Source organism: Chromobacterium sp. ATCC 53434, from assembly GCF_002848345.1.
In the GTDB taxonomy this organism is placed as follows: domain Bacteria; phylum Pseudomonadota; class Gammaproteobacteria; order Burkholderiales; family Chromobacteriaceae; genus Chromobacterium.
The window spans coordinates 4,719,318-4,738,709 of record NZ_CP025429.1; the positions used below are offsets into that span (position 1 = coordinate 4,719,318).

The 19,392-nt window shown below is 65.8% G+C and carries 16 protein-coding genes; 7 read left to right on the forward strand and 9 right to left on the reverse strand.

All coding sequences use genetic code 11. The features are described 5' to 3' along the window. Complete coding sequence (locus tag CXB49_RS21060) at positions 1–1,221, reverse strand: winged helix-turn-helix domain-containing protein (RefSeq protein WP_101710186.1); 1,221 nt, start codon at positions 1,219–1,221, stop codon at positions 1–3. A 129-nt stretch (positions 1,222–1,350) separates the two neighbouring features. Here CXB49_RS21060 and CXB49_RS21065 point away from each other — a divergent pair, with 129 nt between their 5' ends. Further along, positions 1,351–1,722, forward strand: a complete 372-nt coding sequence (locus CXB49_RS21065; RefSeq protein WP_101710187.1) for a VOC family protein — start codon at positions 1,351–1,353, stop codon at positions 1,720–1,722. 66 nt (positions 1,723–1,788) lie between these two features. On the opposite strand, the gene CXB49_RS21070 is transcribed toward CXB49_RS21065, so the two are convergent. From CXB49_RS21070 to CXB49_RS23780, 3 genes are all read right to left on the reverse strand, one after another. Further along, the gene (locus CXB49_RS21070) at positions 1,789–2,553 is read right to left on the reverse strand and encodes an ABC transporter substrate-binding protein (protein ID WP_101710188.1); all 765 of its coding nucleotides are present in this window, start codon (positions 2,551–2,553) and stop codon (positions 1,789–1,791) included. A gap of 155 nt (positions 2,554–2,708) precedes the next feature. Further along, on the reverse strand, positions 2,709–4,115 hold the full coding sequence (gene pyk, locus CXB49_RS21075; protein ID WP_101710189.1) for a pyruvate kinase: 1,407 nt from the start codon (positions 4,113–4,115) through the stop codon (positions 2,709–2,711). 296 nt (positions 4,116–4,411) lie between these two features. Beyond that, complete coding sequence (locus CXB49_RS23780; RefSeq protein WP_158300982.1) at positions 4,412–4,666, reverse strand: hypothetical protein; 255 nt, start codon at positions 4,664–4,666, stop codon at positions 4,412–4,414. A gap of 131 nt (positions 4,667–4,797) precedes the next feature. Between CXB49_RS23780 and glpK the strand changes: the two genes are divergently transcribed. The 3 genes from glpK to glpD all read left to right on the forward strand — a co-directional run bounded on the left by glpK (position 4,798) and on the right by glpD (position 8,937). Further along, the gene (glpK, locus tag CXB49_RS21080) at positions 4,798–6,300 is read left to right on the forward strand and encodes a glycerol kinase GlpK (protein WP_101710190.1); all 1,503 of its coding nucleotides are present in this window, start codon (positions 4,798–4,800) and stop codon (positions 6,298–6,300) included. A 155-nt stretch (positions 6,301–6,455) separates the two neighbouring features. Continuing rightward, positions 6,456–7,157 (forward strand): MIP/aquaporin family protein, encoded by a 702-nt coding sequence (locus tag CXB49_RS21085; RefSeq protein WP_101710191.1) that lies wholly within the window; start codon positions 6,456–6,458, stop codon positions 7,155–7,157. Between the two features lie 268 nt (positions 7,158–7,425). Continuing rightward, complete coding sequence (gene glpD, locus CXB49_RS21090; RefSeq protein ID WP_101710800.1) at positions 7,426–8,937, forward strand: glycerol-3-phosphate dehydrogenase; 1,512 nt, start codon at positions 7,426–7,428, stop codon at positions 8,935–8,937. Between the two features lie 48 nt (positions 8,938–8,985). Here the strand turns inward: glpD and CXB49_RS21095 are convergent, their stop codons facing one another. After that, entirely contained in the window at positions 8,986–9,924 is a 939-nt protein-coding gene (locus CXB49_RS21095) for a YopT-type cysteine protease domain-containing protein (RefSeq protein ID WP_101710192.1), read from the reverse strand. 167 nt (positions 9,925–10,091) lie between these two features. Here CXB49_RS21095 and CXB49_RS21100 point away from each other — a divergent pair, with 167 nt between their 5' ends. After that, positions 10,092–10,754: a B3/4 domain-containing protein gene (locus tag CXB49_RS21100; protein ID WP_158300983.1), complete on the forward strand. Its 663-nt coding sequence runs from the start codon at positions 10,092–10,094 to the stop codon at positions 10,752–10,754. On the opposite strand, the gene CXB49_RS21105 is transcribed toward CXB49_RS21100, so the two are convergent. Both CXB49_RS21105 and CXB49_RS21110 read right to left on the reverse strand, forming a co-directional pair. Beyond that, positions 10,744–12,366, reverse strand: a complete 1,623-nt coding sequence (locus CXB49_RS21105) for a methyl-accepting chemotaxis protein (RefSeq protein ID WP_101710194.1) — start codon at positions 12,364–12,366, stop codon at positions 10,744–10,746. The genes CXB49_RS21100 and CXB49_RS21105 overlap by 11 nt on opposite strands. Before the next feature lie 171 nt (positions 12,367–12,537). After that, a complete protein-coding gene (locus CXB49_RS21110; protein WP_101710195.1) occupies positions 12,538–12,984 on the reverse strand; it encodes an Lrp/AsnC family transcriptional regulator in 447 nt (148 codons plus the stop codon). 129 nt (positions 12,985–13,113) lie between these two features. Here CXB49_RS21110 and CXB49_RS21115 point away from each other — a divergent pair, with 129 nt between their 5' ends. Continuing rightward, positions 13,114–14,022, forward strand: coding sequence for a DMT family transporter (locus CXB49_RS21115; RefSeq protein ID WP_101710196.1), 909 nt, complete (start codon positions 13,114–13,116; stop codon positions 14,020–14,022). 40 nt (positions 14,023–14,062) lie between these two features. Here CXB49_RS21115 and CXB49_RS21120 read toward each other — a convergent pair whose 3' ends face one another. Together CXB49_RS21120 and CXB49_RS21125 are read right to left on the reverse strand one after the other, a co-directional pair. Beyond that, positions 14,063–15,178 carry an ABC transporter ATP-binding protein gene (locus CXB49_RS21120; RefSeq protein ID WP_101710197.1) on the reverse strand — a complete coding sequence of 372 codons (1,116 nt, stop codon included), beginning with the start codon at positions 15,176–15,178 and terminating at the stop codon, positions 14,063–14,065. 147 nt (positions 15,179–15,325) lie between these two features. Beyond that, a complete protein-coding gene (locus CXB49_RS21125) occupies positions 15,326–16,714 on the reverse strand; it encodes an OprD family outer membrane porin (RefSeq protein WP_101710198.1) in 1,389 nt (462 codons plus the stop codon). A gap of 696 nt (positions 16,715–17,410) precedes the next feature. On the opposite strand from CXB49_RS21125, the gene CXB49_RS21130 reads away from it, so the two are divergent. Further along, on the forward strand, positions 17,411–19,384 hold the full coding sequence (locus CXB49_RS21130; protein ID WP_101710199.1) for a U32 family peptidase: 1,974 nt from the start codon (positions 17,411–17,413) through the stop codon (positions 19,382–19,384). Positions 19,385–19,392 lie beyond the last annotated feature (8 nt).

Consider the following 19,392-nt stretch of genomic DNA (forward strand, 5'->3'; position numbering starts at 1 on the left):
TCAGTCTTCCAGCCGCGCGGCGATGCGCGCCGCCAGATCGCCGGGCGCGGCGGCGATGGCCAGCCTGGGCGTGCCGTGCCAGGCGGCCAGCCGGCCCAGGGCGCCGGCCAGGTCGTCGGCCAGCCGCTGGCTGATCCGCACGCCAGCTTCCAGATGCAGCGACTTCACCTCGAACACGCCGCCGGCGCGGTGGGCCTTGGCGTCCAGCCGGCCCACCAGGCGGCCGCGGTTCAATATCGGCAGCGTGAAATAACCGTACTTGCGTTTCGGCGCCGGCGTGTAGCACTCGATCTTGTAGTCGAAGTCGAACAGCTCCAGCGCCCGTTTGCGGTCCCACACCAGCGGGTCGAATGGCGACAGGATGGCGGTGTTGCCGCTGTCCAGCCGGTCGTCTAGCGCCCGTTCCAGCTCGGCGGCGAGGCTCAGATGGACGAAGGCGTCGTGGCGCCAGCCTTCCACCCGCACCGGGATCAGTTCGCCGGCGTCGGCCAGCTCGTGCAGTATCTCGCCGCAAGGCGCGCGCTTCAGCCGATAGTAGTCGGCCACCCAGCCGGTCTTGACCAGGCCCAGCGCGCGGCAACTGTTGCGGACCTGCCGCAGCCTGGCCTCGTCCGGCGACGGCAGGTCGCGGGCGTCGTCCCAGCCGGGCAGCACCCGCTCGGCCAGATCGTAGACGCGCTGGAAGCCGCGCCTCTCCTTGACCATCAGCCGTCCCAATGTGAACAGCGCTTCCAGGTGGCGTTTCTCCGGCTTCCAGTCCCACCATCCGTCGCCCTTGCCGTCCCTGCGCTCGAAATCGGCCGAGCGCGCCGGGCCGTTGGCGCGGATGTGCTCGACGATGGCCTCGATGTCGGCGCGGTGTTGCTCGTACCAGCGTGGTGAAAATTTCCAGCCCATGCCCTCGGCGTTCAGCATGCGGTGGCGCAGCAGCGGGTAGTCCTCGGTCGGCACGAAGCAGGCCTCGTGCGCCCAGTACTCGAACAGCGCGCCCTCGGCCAGCAGTTGGTCCAGCCAGGCCGGGTCGTAGGCGCCCAGGCGGCTGTACAACACCAGATAGGGGCTGCGCGCCACCACGCTGATGGTGTCGATTTGCAGCAGCGCCATCCGGCGGATCGCCGCCAGCGCGTCGGCCTTGCCCGCCTTGCGGCGCGGCGCGGACAGCAGGCCCTGGGCGGCCAGTTGCAGGTGGCGGGCTTGCCGCAGCGACAGATGTAGCGTCATGTGTTGCGCATGGAATGGTGGGAACGACGACTATAGCAGGGTCGGGGGGCACGGTCAGTTGTCATGCTTTTGGCATGACAATGCGACGGCTTTGTGGCAGTGTTGACCTCCAGACATTCGGGAGCGCGCATGATCAGCCATATCGACCACATCGTACTGACCGTCCGCGACATCGAGACGGCGGTGGACTTCTACCAGCGCGCATTGAAGCTGGAGGCGGTGACCTTCGGCAACGGCCGGCGCGCGCTGCGCTTCGGCAATCAGAAGATCAATCTGCAGTTGCTGGGCCAGGAGACGCGCAACCACGCCGCCATCGGCGGCGGCGACCTGTGTCTGATCAGCCGCTTGCCGTTGACCGAGGTGGTCGAGCATCTGAAGGGCGAGGGCATCGCGATCATCGAGGGGCCGGTGACGCGCAGCGGCGCGATGGGGCCGATCACCTCGGTGTATTTCAACGACCCGGACGGCAATCTGATCGAGGTCGCCACGTATAGTTTCTGATTCTGACAACGCGGCAGATGGCTTGCTGGCCGGGCTGCGCCGGCACAAAAAGATCTGAGCCGCGGCTCAATGCCCGGCGCTGAAAAAGCCGCGGACCAGCGCGGCGTAGCTGCCGTCCTGGCGCATGGCCTCCAGCGCCTGGTTGAAACGCTGCAGCACGGCGCGGTTGCCGGGCTGCTTGCGCAGGGCGAGGAAGGTGGGGTTGGCGACCAGCGGTTCGGAGTCGATGGCGAGGCCGGGGTAGTCGCCGCTCGCCAGTATCGCGTCCATCGCTTCTCGGACGCCGAGGGTGGCATCCAGGTAGCCGCGCTCCAGCCGTTGCAGGTTCTGTTGGTCCGATTCCCCGTCGTAGGCGCTGAAGCGGCCGGCCGCGCGGGCGCGGTCGAAGTCGTCGCCATAGCTCCAGCCGGCCATCACGCCGACGCGCTTGCGGTCAAGATCGGCCAGCGCGTGGAACGGCAGCGGCCGCTGCCGCGGATAGATCACGACGATGCGCTCCGTGAACAGCGGCTGGCTGAAATCGTACAGTTTTTCGCGGCTGCTGTTCTTGTAGATGCCGCCGACGGCCGCCTGGCCCTGGTTCAGCTGGTACAGCGCGCGGCGCCATGCCAGCGGCTGCAGCGCGACGCGCAGGCCGGCGCGTTCGCTGACGCGGCGGATCAGCAGCGGGTACAGGCCCGCCGCGCCGGCGTGGCCGGCGTACATGAACGGCGGATTGCCGGCGTCCACCGCCACCGTCAGCGCGTCGCCGTCGGCGGCGCGGGTCGGCGCGGCGAGGCCGATCAGCAGGATCATCAATCGCAAGCTGCCAAGCAGGAGGCGTGCCCTCATGTTCCGTTTCCGCAGGGTGTGTTTTTCAGAATAGTATCAATCGCTTGGACTAAGCGAACGACAGGCCGACCGGGCAGGGAGGACGGGAGGGATAAGGCGGAGAAAAGCCGGGCGCGGCGGAATCGCTAAGCATTCCGCCGCGCCGACGGCGGAGCTCAGGGGTAGACGATGCGCAGCAGATTGGTGGTGCCGGGGGTGCCGAAGGGCACGCCGGCGATGATCACCATCGGTTTGCCCTGCTCGGCCAGGCCGAGCTTGGTCGCGCAGAAGGTGGTCTTCACCACCATGTCCTCCAGGTTTTCCGCGTCCGGGCCGTGGTAGGCCACCACGCCCCACACCAGCGACAGCCGGCGCGCGGTGGCGAGATTGGGCGAGATGCCCAGTATCGGCGTCGACGGCCGCTCGCGCGCCAGATACAGACAGCTGGCGCCGCTGGTGGTGAAGGCCACCGACACCGAGACCGGCAGCAGCGTCGCCACCTTGCGCACGCAGGCGGCGATGGCGTCGGTGCGGCCCGGCTCGTCGGCGGCGCTGTAGTCCAGCGCCATCACCTTGCGGTAGTCCGGCGCGCTTTCGACGCGGCGGATGATGCGGTCCATGATCTGCACCGCCTCCAGCGGGTACTGGCCAGCGGCGGTCTCGGCCGACAGCATCACCGCGTCGGCGCCTTCGTAAACCGCGGTGGCGACGTCGTTGGCCTCGGCGCGGGTCGGCGTCGGCGCGGTGATCATCGATTCCAGCATCTGGGTGGCGACGATGACCGGCCGGCCCAGGTGGCGGCACTGGTGCACGATGCGGCGCTGTGCCACCGGCACATCTTCCGGCGGCAGTTCCACGCCCAGGTCGCCGCGCGCCACCATCACCGCGTCGGACAGCGTGGCGATCGCTTCCAGATCATCGACCGCCGACGGCTTCTCGATCTTGGAGACGATGCCGACGCGGCGCCCGACGATGCCGCGCAGCACCTCGACGTCGGCCGCGGTCTGCACGAAGGACATCGCCAGCCAGTCGGCGTTTTCGGCCAGCGCGAAGTCGATGTCCTTGCGGTCCTTGTCGGTGATGGCCGACAGCGGCAGCACGGTGTGCGGCAGGTTGAAGCCCTTGTTGCTGGACAGTTCGCCGCCGACGGCGACGCGGGTGACGATGCGGCGCGGCTCCACTTGTTCCACGTGGAACGCCAGCTTGCCGTCGTTGACCAGGATGCGGTGGCCCGGCTCGAGCGCGGCGAAGGCCTCGGGGTGGGGCAGCGTGGCCCGGCTCGCGTCGCCCTCCACCTCGTCCAGCACGAATTCGTAGCGATCGCCGGTTTTCACCGGGACCGGCTGCGGAAATTTGCCGATGCGCAGCTTGGGGCCCTGCAGATCCACCACCACGCCCAGCGGGCGGTCCAGCGCCTGTTCGGCGTCGCGTATGGCCTGCAGGCGCGCGCGGTGATCGTCGTGGCTGCCGTGGCTCATATTGAGCCGGAAGATGTTGACCCCGGAGCGGGCCAATTCCAGGATTTGTTGCGGGCTGCTGGAGGACGGTCCCAGCGTGGCGAGGATTTTGGTGTTGCGAAGCATTGATGTTCCTTTGACTCTTGGCGGCCAGGTAATCAGGAGTGCGCGGCGTTGCGCGGCCGACTTGGCGATGATGATGCCATGGCGACGCGCCGGCTTTCTTGCGCTGGGTCCAATGATGGCGTCCGGCGCCCATCCATGCTGCCATAAGCGCCGTGTAGCGGCAGCATTACGTTTCTCGGCCTGCGTGGTTGCAAAGCAACGTCCAGGCGCTTGGATACGGTTGCTTAAGTGATAGTTCTTGTTCGCTTGTTTTCCTATTTTTTCTTTTCCAATGATTCGGCTGTAATTCGCCTAAGTCATTGTTGCGACGCGCAATTGATATTTTTGTCCGACGAAAAGCGGCAAAGCCTTGCCGCACGAGCCCTCGCCATGTTTTTGTCGGCGGTTTTTTTCGGCGTCGGTGTGGGGCGGCGATGGCGTGATGTAAAAATGTAGCGTTTTACTACATCAAACAATGTACTGATTAGAAAGGTTTTATTGTGGATTTCGCCTTGCTTTTCTGTTGGTTGCACTGCGGAAAACGGATTTTTTTTCCGGCGGAAGATTGACAAGGCTTGGTACGGCAATAGAATTGTTCGCAAATAAAACGAACGTCATAAGCAAAAAAAGCAACAAACAACGCAACGTTGACCCCCCCGGGGCGTTAATCAAGCCGCCTTATCGGCAATCAGGAGAAGACACAATGAGCGATCAGTACATACTGGCCCTGGACCAGGGCACCACCAGTTCCCGCGCCATCCTGTTCAACCGCGGTGGCGACATCGTGTCGCTGGCGCAGAAGGAATTCCGCCAGATCTATCCGCAGCCGGGCTGGGTCGAGCACGATCCGCAGGAAATCTGGGGCGGGCAGGTCGGCGTGGCCGCGGAAGCGGTGGCCAAGGCTGGCATAGACGGTCGCAGCATCGCCGCCATCGGCATCACCAACCAGCGCGAAACCACCATCGTCTGGGACCGCGAAACCGGCCAACCGGTGTACAACGCCATCGTCTGGCAGGACCGCCGCACCGCCGAGTTCTGCGACGAGCTGAAGGGCCGCGGCCTCGGCGAACTGATCCGCTCCAAGACCGGCCTGCTGGTCGACGCCTACTTCTCCGGCAGCAAGATCAAGTGGATTCTGGACAATGTGCCGGGCGCCCGCGACCGCGCCCGCGACGGCAAGCTGGCCTTCGGCACCGTCGACAGCTGGCTGATCTGGAACTTCACCCACGGCAAGGTGCACGTGACCGACGTGTCCAACGCCTCGCGCACCATGCTGTACAACATCCACACGCTGGAATGGGACGCCGAGTTGCTGGACATCATGGGCATCCCGGCCTCGATGCTGCCGGAAGTGAAGAGCTCCAGCGAAGTGTACGGCCATACCCACGCCGCCCACCTGGGCCGCGAAATCCCGATCGCCGGTGTCGCCGGCGACCAGCAGGCGGCGCTGTTCGGCCAGCAGTGCACGACGCCGGGCATGGTGAAGAACACCTACGGCACCGGCTGCTTCATGATGCTGAACACCGGCGAGACGCCGATCGAATCGAAGAACAATCTGCTGACCACCATTGCCTGGAAGGTGGACGGCAAGGTGCAATACGCGCTGGAAGGCTCGATCTTCATCGGCGGCGCGGTGGTCAAGTGGCTGCGCGACGGCCTGGGCATCATCCGCCATTCGGCCGATGTCGGCCCGCTGGCCCAGGAAGTGAAGGACAGCGACGGCGTCTATCTGGTGCCGGCCTTCGCCGGTCTGGGCGCGCCGCACTGGAACGCCAGCGCCCGCGGCACCATCGTCGGCGCCACGCTGGGCACCAAGGCCGCCCATATCGCCCGCGCCGCGCTGGACAGCATCGCCTACCAGACCCGCGACGTGCTGAAGGCGATGGAGGCCGACGCCCAGATGAGCATCGCCGAATTGCGCGTCGACGGCGGCGCCACCGTCAATGAATTGCTGATGCAGTTCCAGTCCGACATCCTGGCCGTCGACGTGGTGCGTCCGAAGATCACCGAAACCACCGCGCTGGGCGCCGCCTACCTGGCCGGCCTGGCCGTCGGCTACTGGAAGAGCGTGGACGACATCCAGGGCCAGTGGCAGCTGGACCGCCGTTTCCAGCCGGCGATGCCGGCCGGCGACGTGGCCGCCAGCGTCAAGGGCTGGCAGCGCGCGGTGAACGCCGCCAAGGTGTGGGCCGACGACCAGGCCTGAGCGGGTCTGAGCAGGCGCGGCCGGAACGCCCGATGCCGCCTTGCCGCGTCCAAGCGGCGGCGGCCGGGTCTGGCCGGCCACTTATACAGTGACGACTGCGCGACCCGCCGAGCCAAGGCGGGCGGACGCATCCCTTAAGTTGGAAAGAGACAATCATGAATCCTTTGATGGGTGAATTCATCGGCACCGCCTTGCTGGTGCTGTTGGGCAACGGCGTGGTGGCCAATGTGCTGCTGAAGAACACCAAGGGCCACGACAGCGGCCTGATCGTCGTGGCCTTCGGCTGGGCGATGGCGGTGTTCGTCGGCGTGTTCAGCGTGGCGGCGATCAGCGGCGCCCACCTGAACCCGGCGGTGTCGGTGGCGCTGGCGGTGGCCGGCAAGTTCCCGTGGGACAAGGTGCCGGGCTACGTCGCCGCGCAGATGCTGGGCGGCATGGCCGGCGCCGGCCTGATGTGGCTGATCTACCGCAAGCACTATGAAACCACCGATTGCGCCGACACCAAGCTGGCCACCTTCTGCACCGGCCCGGCTATCCGCAGCCTGCCGGGCAATCTGGTGTCCGAGATCGTCGCCACCTTCGTGCTGGTGTTCGCCATCCTATCGATGGTGGCGCCGAAGATGTCGCTGGGCGCGATCGACGCGCTGCCGGTGGCCTTGCTGGTGCTGGGCATCGGCGTGTCGCTGGGCGGCACCACCGGCTACGCGATGAGCCCGGCGCGCGATCTGGCGCCGCGCATCATGCACGCCATCCTGCCGATTCCGGGCAAGCGCGACAGCGACTGGGGCTATGCCTGGGTGCCGGTGCTCGGCTCGCTGATCGGCGGCACGCTGGCGGCGCTGGCCTATACGCTGTAATCGGTTTTCGCGGCGCGCTTTCGGGCGCGCCGTTTTCCTTTTTCCTTCGTTTTCCCCTTCGACGCCCGCCCATGGGCATTCAGCTGATTTTATTGGCTGGCAAGGCGATTAGCCGCATCCCTCTCTCCTTTCATTTGCCCGGCTTGTTCTTTTTGCTGAATGAGTGTCGTAAAAACGAAAAAATAACGAAAGAAAAATGTGTTATTCATGTTCTCTATTAGCTATTGTGGATAGAATGGGCGACATGGATCAAAGCAAGGATCGGGCAATGGACGTATATGACTTGATGGTGATCGGCGGCGGCATCAACGGCGCCGGCATCGCGCGCGACGCCGCCGGACGCGGCCTGTCGGTGCTGCTGTGCGAGAAGGACGATCTGGCTTCGCACACCTCGTCGGCCAGCACCAAGCTGATCCACGGCGGCCTGCGCTATCTGGAACACTACGAGTTCGGCCTGGTGCGCAAGGCGCTGCAGGAGCGCGAGGTGCTGTTGAAGGCGGCGCCGCACATCATCTGGCCGTTGCGCTTCGTGATGCCGCACGCGCGCGACCAGCGTCCGGAGTGGATGATACGGGCCGGCCTGTTCCTGTACGACCATCTGGCCCGCCGCGAAGTGCTGCCGGGCTCGGAAACGGTCAGCTTCGCCAAACACCCGTCGGGCGCTCCGCTGCAGCAGGCCTTCAAGCGCGGCTTCGTCTATTCCGACGGCTGGGTGCAGGACGCGCGCCTGGTGGTGCTGAACGCGATGGACGCGGCCGAGAACGGCGCCAGAATCCACACCCGCACCGCCTGCGTCGCGGCGCGCCGCGACGACGGCCACTGGCTGTGCACGCTGGAGCGCGAGGACGGCAGCCACTTCGAGGCCCGCGCCCGCGCGCTGGTCAACGCCGCCGGACCGTGGGTGCAGAGCCTGATCGAGGACAAGCTGGCGATGCCGTCCGGCAAATCGATCCGCCTGGTCAAGGGCAGCCACATCGTCGTGAAGAAGCTGTTCGACCATCCGTTCGCCTACATCTTCCAGAATCCGGACCAGCGCATCATCTTCGCGATTCCTTACGAAAAGGAATTCACGCTGATCGGTACCACCGACGTCGAATACCGCGGCGATCCGGGCGAAGTGGCGATAGACGGCGACGAAATCGCCTACCTGTGCCAGATGAGCAACCGCTATTTCCGCGCCCAGATCGGCCCGGACGACGTGTTGTCGACCTATTCCGGCGTGCGTCCGCTATTGGACGACGCTTCGGACAACGCTTCCAGCGTCACCCGCGACTACTCGCTGGAGATGGATCTGGCCGGCGCGCCGCTGTTGTCGGTGTTCGGCGGCAAGATCACCACCTTCCGCAAGCTGGCGGAGGAGGCGGTGGACAAGATCGCGCCGCTGCTCGGCAAGCACAAGCCGGGCTGGACCGCCGGCGCGCCGCTGCCCGGCGGCGACATGCCCGGCGCCGATTTCGGCCGTTTCCTGCAGAGTCTGCGCATGCGCCATCCATGGCTGCCGGCCGAGCTGGCCGAACGCTGGGCGCGCGCCTACGGCACCCGCGTCGGCAAGCTGATCGGCGACGCGGACAGCCTGGCCGGTCTCGGCGCGGAGGTGCTGCCGGGCCTGTACGAGGCCGAGCTCGCCTATCTGGCCGACGTCGAATGGGCGACGCGCAGCGACGACATCCTGTGGCGCCGTTCCAAGCTCAAGCTGCACCTGCCGGCCGACGCCGCCGAGGTGGTGGACGCCTGGCTGTCCGCGAGGGCGACGGCCCGGCGCGAGGCGCTGAGCGCCTGATCCGCCAATGACGACGAAGCCCGGCTCTGGCCGGGCTTTTTTCTTGCCTCAGTCTATGTCGGCGAGCTCGGCCAAGCGTGTCGGCCTGGAACCGGCCGCCGGGTCGGTCTGCAATTCGGTCAGCATGAATGGCGGCGCATGGCCTTCGGCCTGCAGGAAGGCGACGACGAAATCGTCGAAGCGATCCTTGTCCTGGAAGCTGACCATGCCGTAGTTCGGTTCGAAAAAGCTGTGCGCGCCGCCGCGGCTGGACATCGCCATCGTGTGCTCGCCGGTGCGGAACACCAGCGCGCCGTCGCCATGCGCGGGCAGCCGCGCGCACAGCTGGCGCTCGGCCGGCGTGGCGCCGGGATGGATGATGTCGACGCGGGCCTTGATGCCGTTGCGCCCGGCCCAGCCGTCGACCGCCTGCAGGTAATTGAGCATGTCCTGTTTGGCGCTGCCGGTATGGGTGAAGCGGTTGAACTGGAAGTCCTGCATCTTCTTCAGATGATTGAGCAACGGAATGCGCGCCTCGCTGAGCGGCGACGGGGCCGCGCCGCCGCGCGGACCGCGCGCCAGGCTGTCGCTGGCCGCCACCCGGCTTATCCATTGCAGCGCGCGCGCGCCGTCGCCGGTTTTCAGCTGTTCCTCGGCCCAGGCATAGGACAGGCCGTTGCATACGCCCTGTTTCATATCGCGCAAGCCCAGCTTGGCCAGATCGGCGGCGCATGGCGTCAGCACCGCCTGCTTCTGATCGAAGGCCAGTTTCCGGTCGGCGCCTCCGCTGGCGTGCAGCGTCTTGTCGAACGGATTGGCCAGCAGCATGCGCATGCGGCCCCATAGTCCGTCGCCGCCGACGGCGGCCGGCCGGAAGCTTGGCGCATTGCCGGGAACATTGCCCAGGCCGTTCAGGCGGGCGCCCAGCGGGGACGAGGGGGCCGAAGCCGGGCCCTGGCTCGCCGCTACGGCGGGTCGCGCATGGGACAGATGGGAAAGACTGCGCATCGTGGACTCCTTTACAGGGTGATCCACGCAGTGTCGGCGTCCGGGCCTGGCCGGTCTTGCAGATTTCGCTGTCTATGAACAGGCGCTAATGCCCCATTAGACATTGTCGTTTCACAGCCTGCGGCGATTTGGCTAGCATGGTCCCGATAGCGATCAACGGAGGCGATATGCGCGTGATCTTGAGTCCGGCCTTGCTGCAGGCGATGCCGGAAATGGAAGTGAGCGGGCTGCTGGCCCTGGACCTGGACGCCGCGGCGCTGCCTGCGCGGGTGCCGTCGCTGCCGGAGGCGACGCGCGATCTGGAGGCCTTGCTGCAGGACTGGAAGCGGCTGTACAAGGCGCTGCCCGGCGACAAGAAGGCGCGTTGCTCATTGGAATACCTGGTCAAGGCGGCACAAAAGGACAAGCTGCGCAGCATCCTGCCGCTGGTGGACCTGTACAACCAGGCGTCGCTGATCAGCCTGGCGCCGTTCGGCGGCGAGGACGTCGACCGGCTGGGCGGAGAGCTGCGGCTGGACCTGGCGCGCGGCGACGAGGTTTTCGTGCCGCTGGGACGCGTCGAAGCCGAACATCCGCTGCCGGGCGAGGCGGCGTGGCTGAACGGCGGGCGCGAGGTGGTGTGTCGTTGCCTGAACTGGCTGGAATCGGACCGCTTCAAGTTGACGGCGGACAGCCGTCACGCGGTTTTCGTCAGCGAACGGCCGGATGCCGGTTTTCCGTCCGGCGAGGCCGGCATGGACTGGCTGGAGCGGAAGCTGGCGCCGCATGCCGGCCGGCTGGTCCGTTTCCGGCTCAGCGCCGCGCAGCCGGTCTTCGACGCTACAGCCTGAACTGGCCGACCATCGCCTGCATCTGCTCGGCCAGGCCGCTGAGGCTGGCCACCATGCCGCGCAGATCGTTGGTGGCCTGGGAATTGTCGGCGACCATCTGCGCCACCGTCTCGATGCGGTGGGCAATGCTGTTGCAGGCCGACTTCTGTTCGGCGATGGCGTCGCGGATTTCGCCGACGCCGTTGCTGGCTTCGTGGACGCTGTCGCTGGCGGCGCTCAGATTGGCCAGCACCGATTCGATGGTGTCGCGGCTTTGCTGGGTGGAGACGATGCCGTTCTGCACCGAACTGCCCACCGCCTGCGCATCCTGGCTCAGCCGGGTGGTGACGTCCTTGATCTCGCTGGCGGCCTTGGCCGAGTTTTCCGCCAGCTTGCGCACCTCGTCGGCCACCACGGCAAAGCCGCGGCCGGCTTCGCCGGCGCGCGCCGCCTCGATCGCCGCGTTCAGCGCCAACAGATTGGTCTGCTCGGCGATCTCCTTGATCTGGCCGGTCAGCTGATTGATGGCCTGGGTGCTGTTCTGGAACGCCTGCGACGCGCTGTCTACCTTGCCCATCACCGAGTCCATCACCTGGGCCTGCTGCTGCAGCTTGGCCATTTCGTCGAGGCCGGCGCGGGTCTGTTCGGCGCTGGCGGCGGAGTCGTCGCTGATGGTGGCGGTCTGATTGGCGATGGTGTCTATGCTGGTGGCCATCTGCTCCACCGAGGCGGCGTTGCTGGCGATGGAGTCGTTCTGCGTTTCGGCGCTTTGCGCCAGCAGATGGGCGGCTCGGCTCAGTTCCTGGCTGGTGTGGCTGACTTCGGACGCGGCGGCGCTCAGCTTGCCGATCAGCGCGCCCAGATTGGCGCGCACCGCCTCGCCGCAGGCGGCGATCTGGCCGATTTCGTCCATCCTGTCGTGATGCAGCGGGTGGGTGAAATCGCCCTGGCGCAGACGGCCCAGTTCTTCGACCAGCCGGCGGGTGCGCAGGATCAGCGTGTGGTTGATGTAGTACAGGAAGAAGGCCATGCCCAGGATCGCGCCCAGCGCCATCGCGGCGGCGGCGCGCCACAGTGCGCTGTTGGCGCCTTGTTCCGCGGCGGCGGCGGTGGCGGCGGCGCGCTTGTCCAGCAGCTCGCTGACCTGGGTCAGCAATTCGGTCGGCGGCCTGTCCATGCCGGCCACCTGCTTGTCGCCGGCCTTGAAGTCGGCCCCGGCCTGCCGATAGGCGTCCAGGCCCTTGCGGTAATCGTCGCCCATCTTCTGGTGGGCGGCGACGAACTGCTGCAACAGCCGTTGCGCGTCCGGATCGCCGACCGAGGCCGCCAGCCGGTTGCCCTCGTCGCGGACCTGCTGCTCGCGTTTCTGGAAATTGCCCCAGTACTTGGCCTGCTTGGCCGGATCCTGGCCGCGCAGCAGCGTGTCCTTCCATTCCTGCACCTGCTTCTTGAAGTCCACCTGCATCGTCAGCACTTGGCGCACGCTCTGCTGGTCGGCGCCGACCTGGTCGCGGAAGGCGCGAATGCCGCCCCACAACTGGGCCAGCGAAAACACGGCGGTGGCCAGCAGAATGGCGATCACCAGACCGACCAGGGCGGCCAGTTGCCTGGCCAGCGAAGTTTGGCGCTCCATGCGAAGCTCCCGACAAAACAATCCTGCTCTAGTTGTAGGGCAGTTCCTGATGTCTTACGAATATTTACCTAGTAATTTCAATGGTTTTCCATCGTGGACATTGCGGCATTGCGGCTGGCGGGAGGTTTGTGGATAAATCGACAATCTAGCCATCGCTGTGGATAAACGGCTTCAGTCGCGCGCTTGCAGCGGCGGCAGCCGGCGCGGCACCGGGCTGCTCTTGACGATGGAACTGGCGGTGCTGGCCAGTTCGGACAGGCTGTCCAGAATGTCGTCCAGCTCCATGACGTTGCGCAGGGCCAGGCGGGCGATGAAGCAGTCTTCGCCGGTGACCTTGTCGCATTCGATTACCTGTGGAATGTTGATCAGCCGGGTTTCCAGCGGCTTCAACTGGCCGGGAAACGGTTGCAGTCGCACCAGAGCGGTCAGCGTGTAGCCCCAAGCCTCCGCGTTCACCGTCGGCACATAGCCGGACACCGCGCCCGACTCCTCCAGCCGCTTCAGCCGCTCGGAGACGCTGGGTGCCGCCATCTTCAGCCGGCGCGCCAGCTCCGCCAGGCTCTGCCGGGCGTTCTGCTGCAACAGTTTTACTAGCTCCACGTCTATCCAGTCTCGCATTCGAAGCCTCTACGCGCCGATCAGATGATCAATCCAAGGTAGCAGCGGCCCATTTTCCTCGCAATCCTCATGTAAGGCCGCGCGTGCCTTGCCTAGACTGTCCGCATGCCTTGAATGGAGGATTTGGTGATGCAAAATCAGGATGAGATTCGTCTGGGCCAGGGGCAGATGCTGGCCGCGATGGTGTTGTCGGGCACGCTGGGCTGGTTTGTGCTGCAATCGGGCCAGCCGGTGTTCAATGTGGTGTTTTTCCGCTGCCTGATCGGCGCGGTCTGCCTGGCGCTTTACGCCGGCTGGCGAGGCCTGTGGCGGCCGTGGCCGTTCACTGTCCGCAGCCTGTTGTTGTGCCTGGCCGGCGGCGTGGCCCTGGTCGGCAACTGGCTGCTGTTGTTCAACGCCTACCGTTACAGCTCCATCGGTATCGCCACCGTGGTGTATCAGGCCCAGCCTTTCATCCTGTACGGCATGGCGGTGCTGTGGCTGGGCGAGCAGGCGAGCCGGCGCAAGTTGGCCGCGCTGGGCTTGGCCTTCATCGGTTTGTTGCTGATCGTGGAGCCCGCGCTGGTCGGCGGTTCCGGTGGCCGGTGGTGGCTGGGCATCGGCCTGGCGCTGGGCGCGGCCCTGCTGTACGCGCTGGCCACCATCGTCACCAAGCGTTTGCCGGCCGGCATCCCGCCGCATCTGATCGCCTGCCTGCAGACGCTGGTGGGGGTGGCGATGTTGTGGCCGCTGCTGCAGCCGGCGCGGCTGGCCGAGGCGAACGCCGCCGCCTGGTCCTGCCTGGCGGTGCTGGGCGTGGTGCATACCGGAGCGATGTATATCCTGATGTATTCGGCGTTCCGCCGGCTGCCCACCCATTTGATCGGCGCGCTGGGCTTTGTTTATCCGCTGACGGCGGTATGGGTCGATTATCTGGCCTATGGCCACGCGCTGGGCCTTGGACAATGGCTGGGCATGGCGCTGATCGTGTTGGCCAACGCCTGGATGAATGGCTGGATACGCTGGCGGCAAGCCGCTGTGGATAAATCCGTGGTTTGAGGTTTTCTGTGGATAAGGCGAGCGCGCCGCCGTTCCGCCGTCAAGTGATCAATTCCGCCTCCGGCCTGGCCGTCGGGTCCGGCCGTTCCAGCGCCAGGCCGCGTTCGTCGAACACATGACAGTGGCGCGGGTCTGGCGCGAGGAAACGGCGTTCGCCGGGCCGGGGTCCGGCCTCGTGGCCGGACAGTTTCAGCGCGATGGCCTCGCCGTCGCCGCCGTGGCGCAGATGGACGATCTGTTGGTCGCCAAGGTGCTCGACCAGCTGCACCGTCGCCGCCAGACCGGCCTCGGCGAAGCGCAGGTGTTCGGCGCGCACGCCCAGCGTCAGCTCGCCGGGGGCGGACTCGGCGAGCGGCAGCGTCAGCCGGCATCCGCCCGGCAGTTCCAGCTCCAGGCCGCCGGCGTGCCGGCCCAGCGCGCGCGCCGGGATGAAGTTCATCCGCGGCGCGCCGAGGAAGCCGGCGACGAAGCGGTTGGCCGGGCGCTGGTACAGTTCGAGCGGCGCGCCCACCTGCTCGATGCGGCCGGCGTTGAACACCGCGATGCGGCCGCCCATGGTCATCGCCTCCACTTGGTCGTGGGTGACGTAGATCATTGTGCTGCCCAGCTCCTGATGCAGCCGTGTCAGTTCGAGCCGCATCTGCACCCTGAGCGAGGCATCCAGATTGGACAAGGGCTCGTCGAACAGGAAGACGCCCGGTTGGCGGACGATGGCGCGGCCGATGGCGACGCGCTGGCGCTGGCCGCCGGACAGCACCTTGGGCTTGCGGTCCAGCAGGTGCTCGATCTGCAGCGTCTGCGCGGCGCGCCGCACCGCGGCGTCGATCTCGGCTCGGCCGCGGCCGGCCAGCTTCAGGCTGAAGGCCATATTGTCGCGCACCGTCATGTGCGGATACAGCGCGTAGCTCTGGAACACCATCGCCAGGCCGCGCTTGGCCGGCTCGATGTCGTTGGCCAGCCTGTCGTCTATCCGCAGCTCGCCTGAACTGATGTCCTCCAGCCCGGCTATCATCCGCAGCAAGGTCGACTTGCCGCAGCCGGACGGGCCGACGAAGACCATGAATTCGCCGTCCGCGATCTCCAGGCTGACGTCGTCTATCGCGGCGTGGCCGTCGTCATACACCTTGCGGAGGTTCTTCAGCGCGAGTCGGGACATCGGATGGCTCCTGGGTGGGGTGGGTCCGCTTCCGCCGGCCGCCGGTCCACAGCGGCCATTGCCGCGGATAGACGCGGCGCCGGAATCCAGATAATGCCATATGCAAGTCAGGATTCCAGCCCCGCCGGCGAAACCGGCGGCCGCGGGTCAGAAAGTCCTGCTGTAGGAGGCGATCACCTTGACGTCGTTGCGGTCCTTCTTGCCGTAGAAGTCGCCGGAACGATACCAGGCCGGGTAGACGCCGATGCCGGCGCCCTTCAGCGGGCCGCTCTGCACCGTGTAGCTGGCGCTCAGGTCCAACTCGCGCGCCTTGCTGTCCGGCGCGCCGGGGTTCTTCAGGCCGGTGGCGTAATTGCCGCTGACGCCGACGCTGAGGCCGGGCAGGCCCCGTTTGGAAAAGTCGTAGCTCGCGCCCAGCTTCGCCACCCGGCTGCCGTCCCAGACGAAGTCGTCGTCCTGGCCCCAGGTCTGGATGAAGTTGCGGTTGTCGCTGTTGCCGTACGGCGTCAGGCGGAAATTGACTTCGCCGCCGTCCGGGTTGCGGCTCTTGCCCAGCGCGGCCATCAGCGTCAGGCCGCCGCTGGCGTAACTCAGACTGGCGCTGGCATGCCAGGCCTGCTGCGAGTTGGGCAGTCCCAGCGGCGCTAGATCCTTGCCCTGGAAGTAGTAGGCGACGCCGGTCAGCGTGTCGCCGCCGGCGAGCTTCCAGCTGTAGGAGCCGGCGATCTGCGCGGTGCGCCGGTAGTCCTTGCCTTCGCCGAAGCCGATGTCGACGAAGGCGCCGTCCGGCGCGTAGCGCAGGCCTATGCTGTCCACGTAGCGTATCTTGCCCGGATGGCTGCCGTTGGTCCGGCCCTGTTCCCAGGAGTTCGTCATGTCGCGGAAGCGGTTGTCCCACTCGTTGCGGAACTGGTCGGCCCAGCCGTAGCCCAGCTCGAAGTCGCCCAGCTTGTATTTGCCTTCGAAGCCGCGGTAGGCGTGCGATTGCAGGCCGCCGGAGGTGCCGAGCACGCCGATGCCGATAGGGGTGTAGCCGGCGCGGGCGGAGAAGCCCTGGCCGTCCGGGTGCTGGCGGAATTTCAGCGCCGCCTGGCTCAGCACCGCGTCGCTCTTGTCCTTGCCGCCGCCGCCCTCCGCCGGATCGCTGGCGTCGTTGTAGTCGTGATACAGCACCTCGGAGAAGCCTATGCCCCGGTTCAGCCGCAGCGAGGCGTGGGCGGCGGCGTCGAAGCCCAGCGTATTCCAGGCGTAGCCGGATTTGAAGTTCAGGCCCAGGTTCAGCGCGTTGACGCGGATGTCGCCGGCGTTGCTGTTGCCCGGCTGTTTCTCCTGCCGGTCGCGGCCGTAGTACAGCGCGCTGAACGTGGTTTCCGAGCGGTTCAGCAGATCGTAGACGTCGCTGGCCGGGATCGCGTCCAGCGTGCCTTTCAGCGGCGGGCCGTCGCTGGACGGCGGGACGGAAGGTTCTTCTTCCGCCAGGGCGTGGCCGGACAGCGCTGCCAGCGCCGCCAACAGCCAAAGATGTCGCTTGTGCATTTTTGTGCTCCAGGTCCGATTGGGGAATCCGTCTGCGGGAATCCTGGAGGCACCTTATCTGGCCTTATATTGGTCTTCAAATGGTATTGGATTATCTCAGTGAAAATCGATTGTCATGGTGTTGCAATGTTGCCATGCGATATGATTTTTATGGTGTTTTATAATTTTATCTGCTTGATTTGTCCATGATATTAAATATTTCAGCGCTTTATGCCACTTTTATCCGGTTGCTTGCGCGAAAAAGACCAGGCGATGATTGGGTCTGAAAATCAATCCAATAGAATACCAGTTTGACTTTCGAAACAGCGCATATCCGCTTTGCTGCGTCGCAGCAATCTCAACGGATGCGAACAAAAAAATGTCCGCGCGCGCAAGCGGGCGGACGGCAATGAGGAAGCTAGAGCAGGGCGATACGATCAAAACGGCCAGGCGAGGAACACCGCGGCGCCGGGTCGGCGGGGAGAGGCGAAGACGCGGCCCCGATATTTCGGGGTAGCAGCCGGCATCGGGCCAGGCAATGCGCATCGGCCGCCCTAGGTAGTCGTACTTAACGCCGCCGGCGCGAGCCCGCGGCGCGGGATTCCGCGCCGGATTCGCCGCTCTATGGCGTGCCGCTACCTATAAGCCCATGATTCCGCTATACTTCTGCGCCCGCCAGTCGGCGTGAACCAACCCTTTGCGAATTCCGGAACCGTCATGAGCCTGTTGCCGCACCAAGTCGAACTGCTGTCACCCGCCAAAACCGCCGAAATCGGCCGCGAAGCCATCCTGCATGGCGCCGACGCGGTGTATATCGGCGGGCCGTCGTTCGGCGCGCGCCACAACGCCTGCAACAGCGTCGAGGACATCGCCGCGCTGTGCGATTTCGCCCATCGCTATCACGCGCGCATCTTCACCACGCTGAATACCATATTGCACGACGCCGAGCTGGAAGGCGCGCGCAAGCTGATCTGGCAGTTGTACGACGCCGGGGTCGACGCGCTGATCATCCAGGATATGGGCATCCTGCAAATGGACCTGCCGCCGATCCAGCTGCACGCGTCCACCCAGTGCGACATCCGCGACGCCGACAAGGCGCGCTTCCTGTCCGACGCCGGCTTCAGCCAGATCGTGCTGGCGCGCGAACTGACGATTCCGCAGATCAGGAAAATCGCCGACCGCGTCGCCGATTCCGCCACCATCGAATACTTCATCCACGGCGCGCTGTGCGTGGCCTTCTCCGGCCAGTGCTTCATTAGCCACGCCGACACCGGCCGCAGCGCCAACCGCGGCGATTGCTCGCAGGCCTGTAGGCTGCCGTACACGCTGACCGACGAAAAAGGCGGCGTGGTGGCCTTCGACAAGCACTTGCTGTCAATGAAGGACAACAACCAGAGCGCCAATCTGGAGGCGCTGCTGGACGCCGGCGTGCGGTCCCTGAAGATAGAGGGCCGCTACAAGGACATCAGCTACGTCAAGAACATCACCGCCCATTACCGTCTGCTGCTGGACGAAATCTTCGAGCGCCGCCCGGAGTTGGCGCCGGCCGCCAGCGGCACGAGCGAGATCTACTTCACGCCGGACCCGGACAAGACCTTCCATCGCGGCGCGACCGATTATTTCGCCACCGGCCGCAAGCAGGACATCGGCGCCTTCGATTCGCCGAAGTTCGTCGGCGTCGGCCTGGGCACCGTGCACAAGATCGGCGATACCTGGCTGGAGATCGCCACCACCGAGCAGATGGCTAACGGCGACGGCATCAACTTCATGAAGAAGCGCGAAGTGGTCGGCATGCAGCTGAATACCGTCAAACAGGTGGGCAAGGCCGAGGGCGGGCTGCTGGTCTGGCGCTGCGAACCGAACGATGCGGCGGCGCTGCAAGGGCTCAAGCCCGGCGTCGACATCAGCCGCAACCGCGATCACGCCTGGGAACTGGCGCTGCTGAAGAAGTCGGCCGAGCGCCGCGTCGGCGTTTGGGCCGCATTGTCCGAAACCGCCGACGGACTGGCGCTCAGCTATACCGACGCCGACGGTTGCAGCGCCAGCGCCGCCGTGGCATTGGCGCGGGAACCGGCCAAGGACGCCGCCCGCGCCGAGCAGAGCCTGCGCGACGCCGCCGCCAAGCTCGGCAACACCATGTTCGAGGCGCACGACGTGGCGCTGAATCTGTCCCAGCCGTGGTTCGTGCCGGCGTCCGTCATCAACGGCCTGCGCCGCGACGCGGCGGAAAAACTGGAAGCCGCCCGCGCCGCCGCCTGGGTCCGTCCCGAGCGCAAGGCCGCCGTCGAGCCGCCGGTCGCCTTCCCGCAGCAGGAGCTCAGCTATCTGGCCAACGTCTACAACGCGCTGGCCTGGGATTTCTACAAGCGACACGGCGTCGAAGTGATAGAGCCGGCCTACGAGGCGCACCAGGAGGAGGGCGAGGTCAGTCTGATGATCACCAAGCACTGCCTGCGTTTCTCCTACAATCTGTGTCCGAAGCAGGCCAAGGGGGTCAAGGGCGTGATGGGCCAGGTACGCGCCGATCCGATGGTCCTGAAGACCGGCGACGAGACCTACACGCTGAAGTTCGAATGCCGGCCGTGCGAAATGCATGTGATGGGCAAGATGAAGAAGCACGTGCTGAAGTCGCCGCCGCCGAGCGAAATCCCGGCTTCCGCGCCGATAACCTTCTTCAAGCAGCGGCCGTAGGGCGCGTT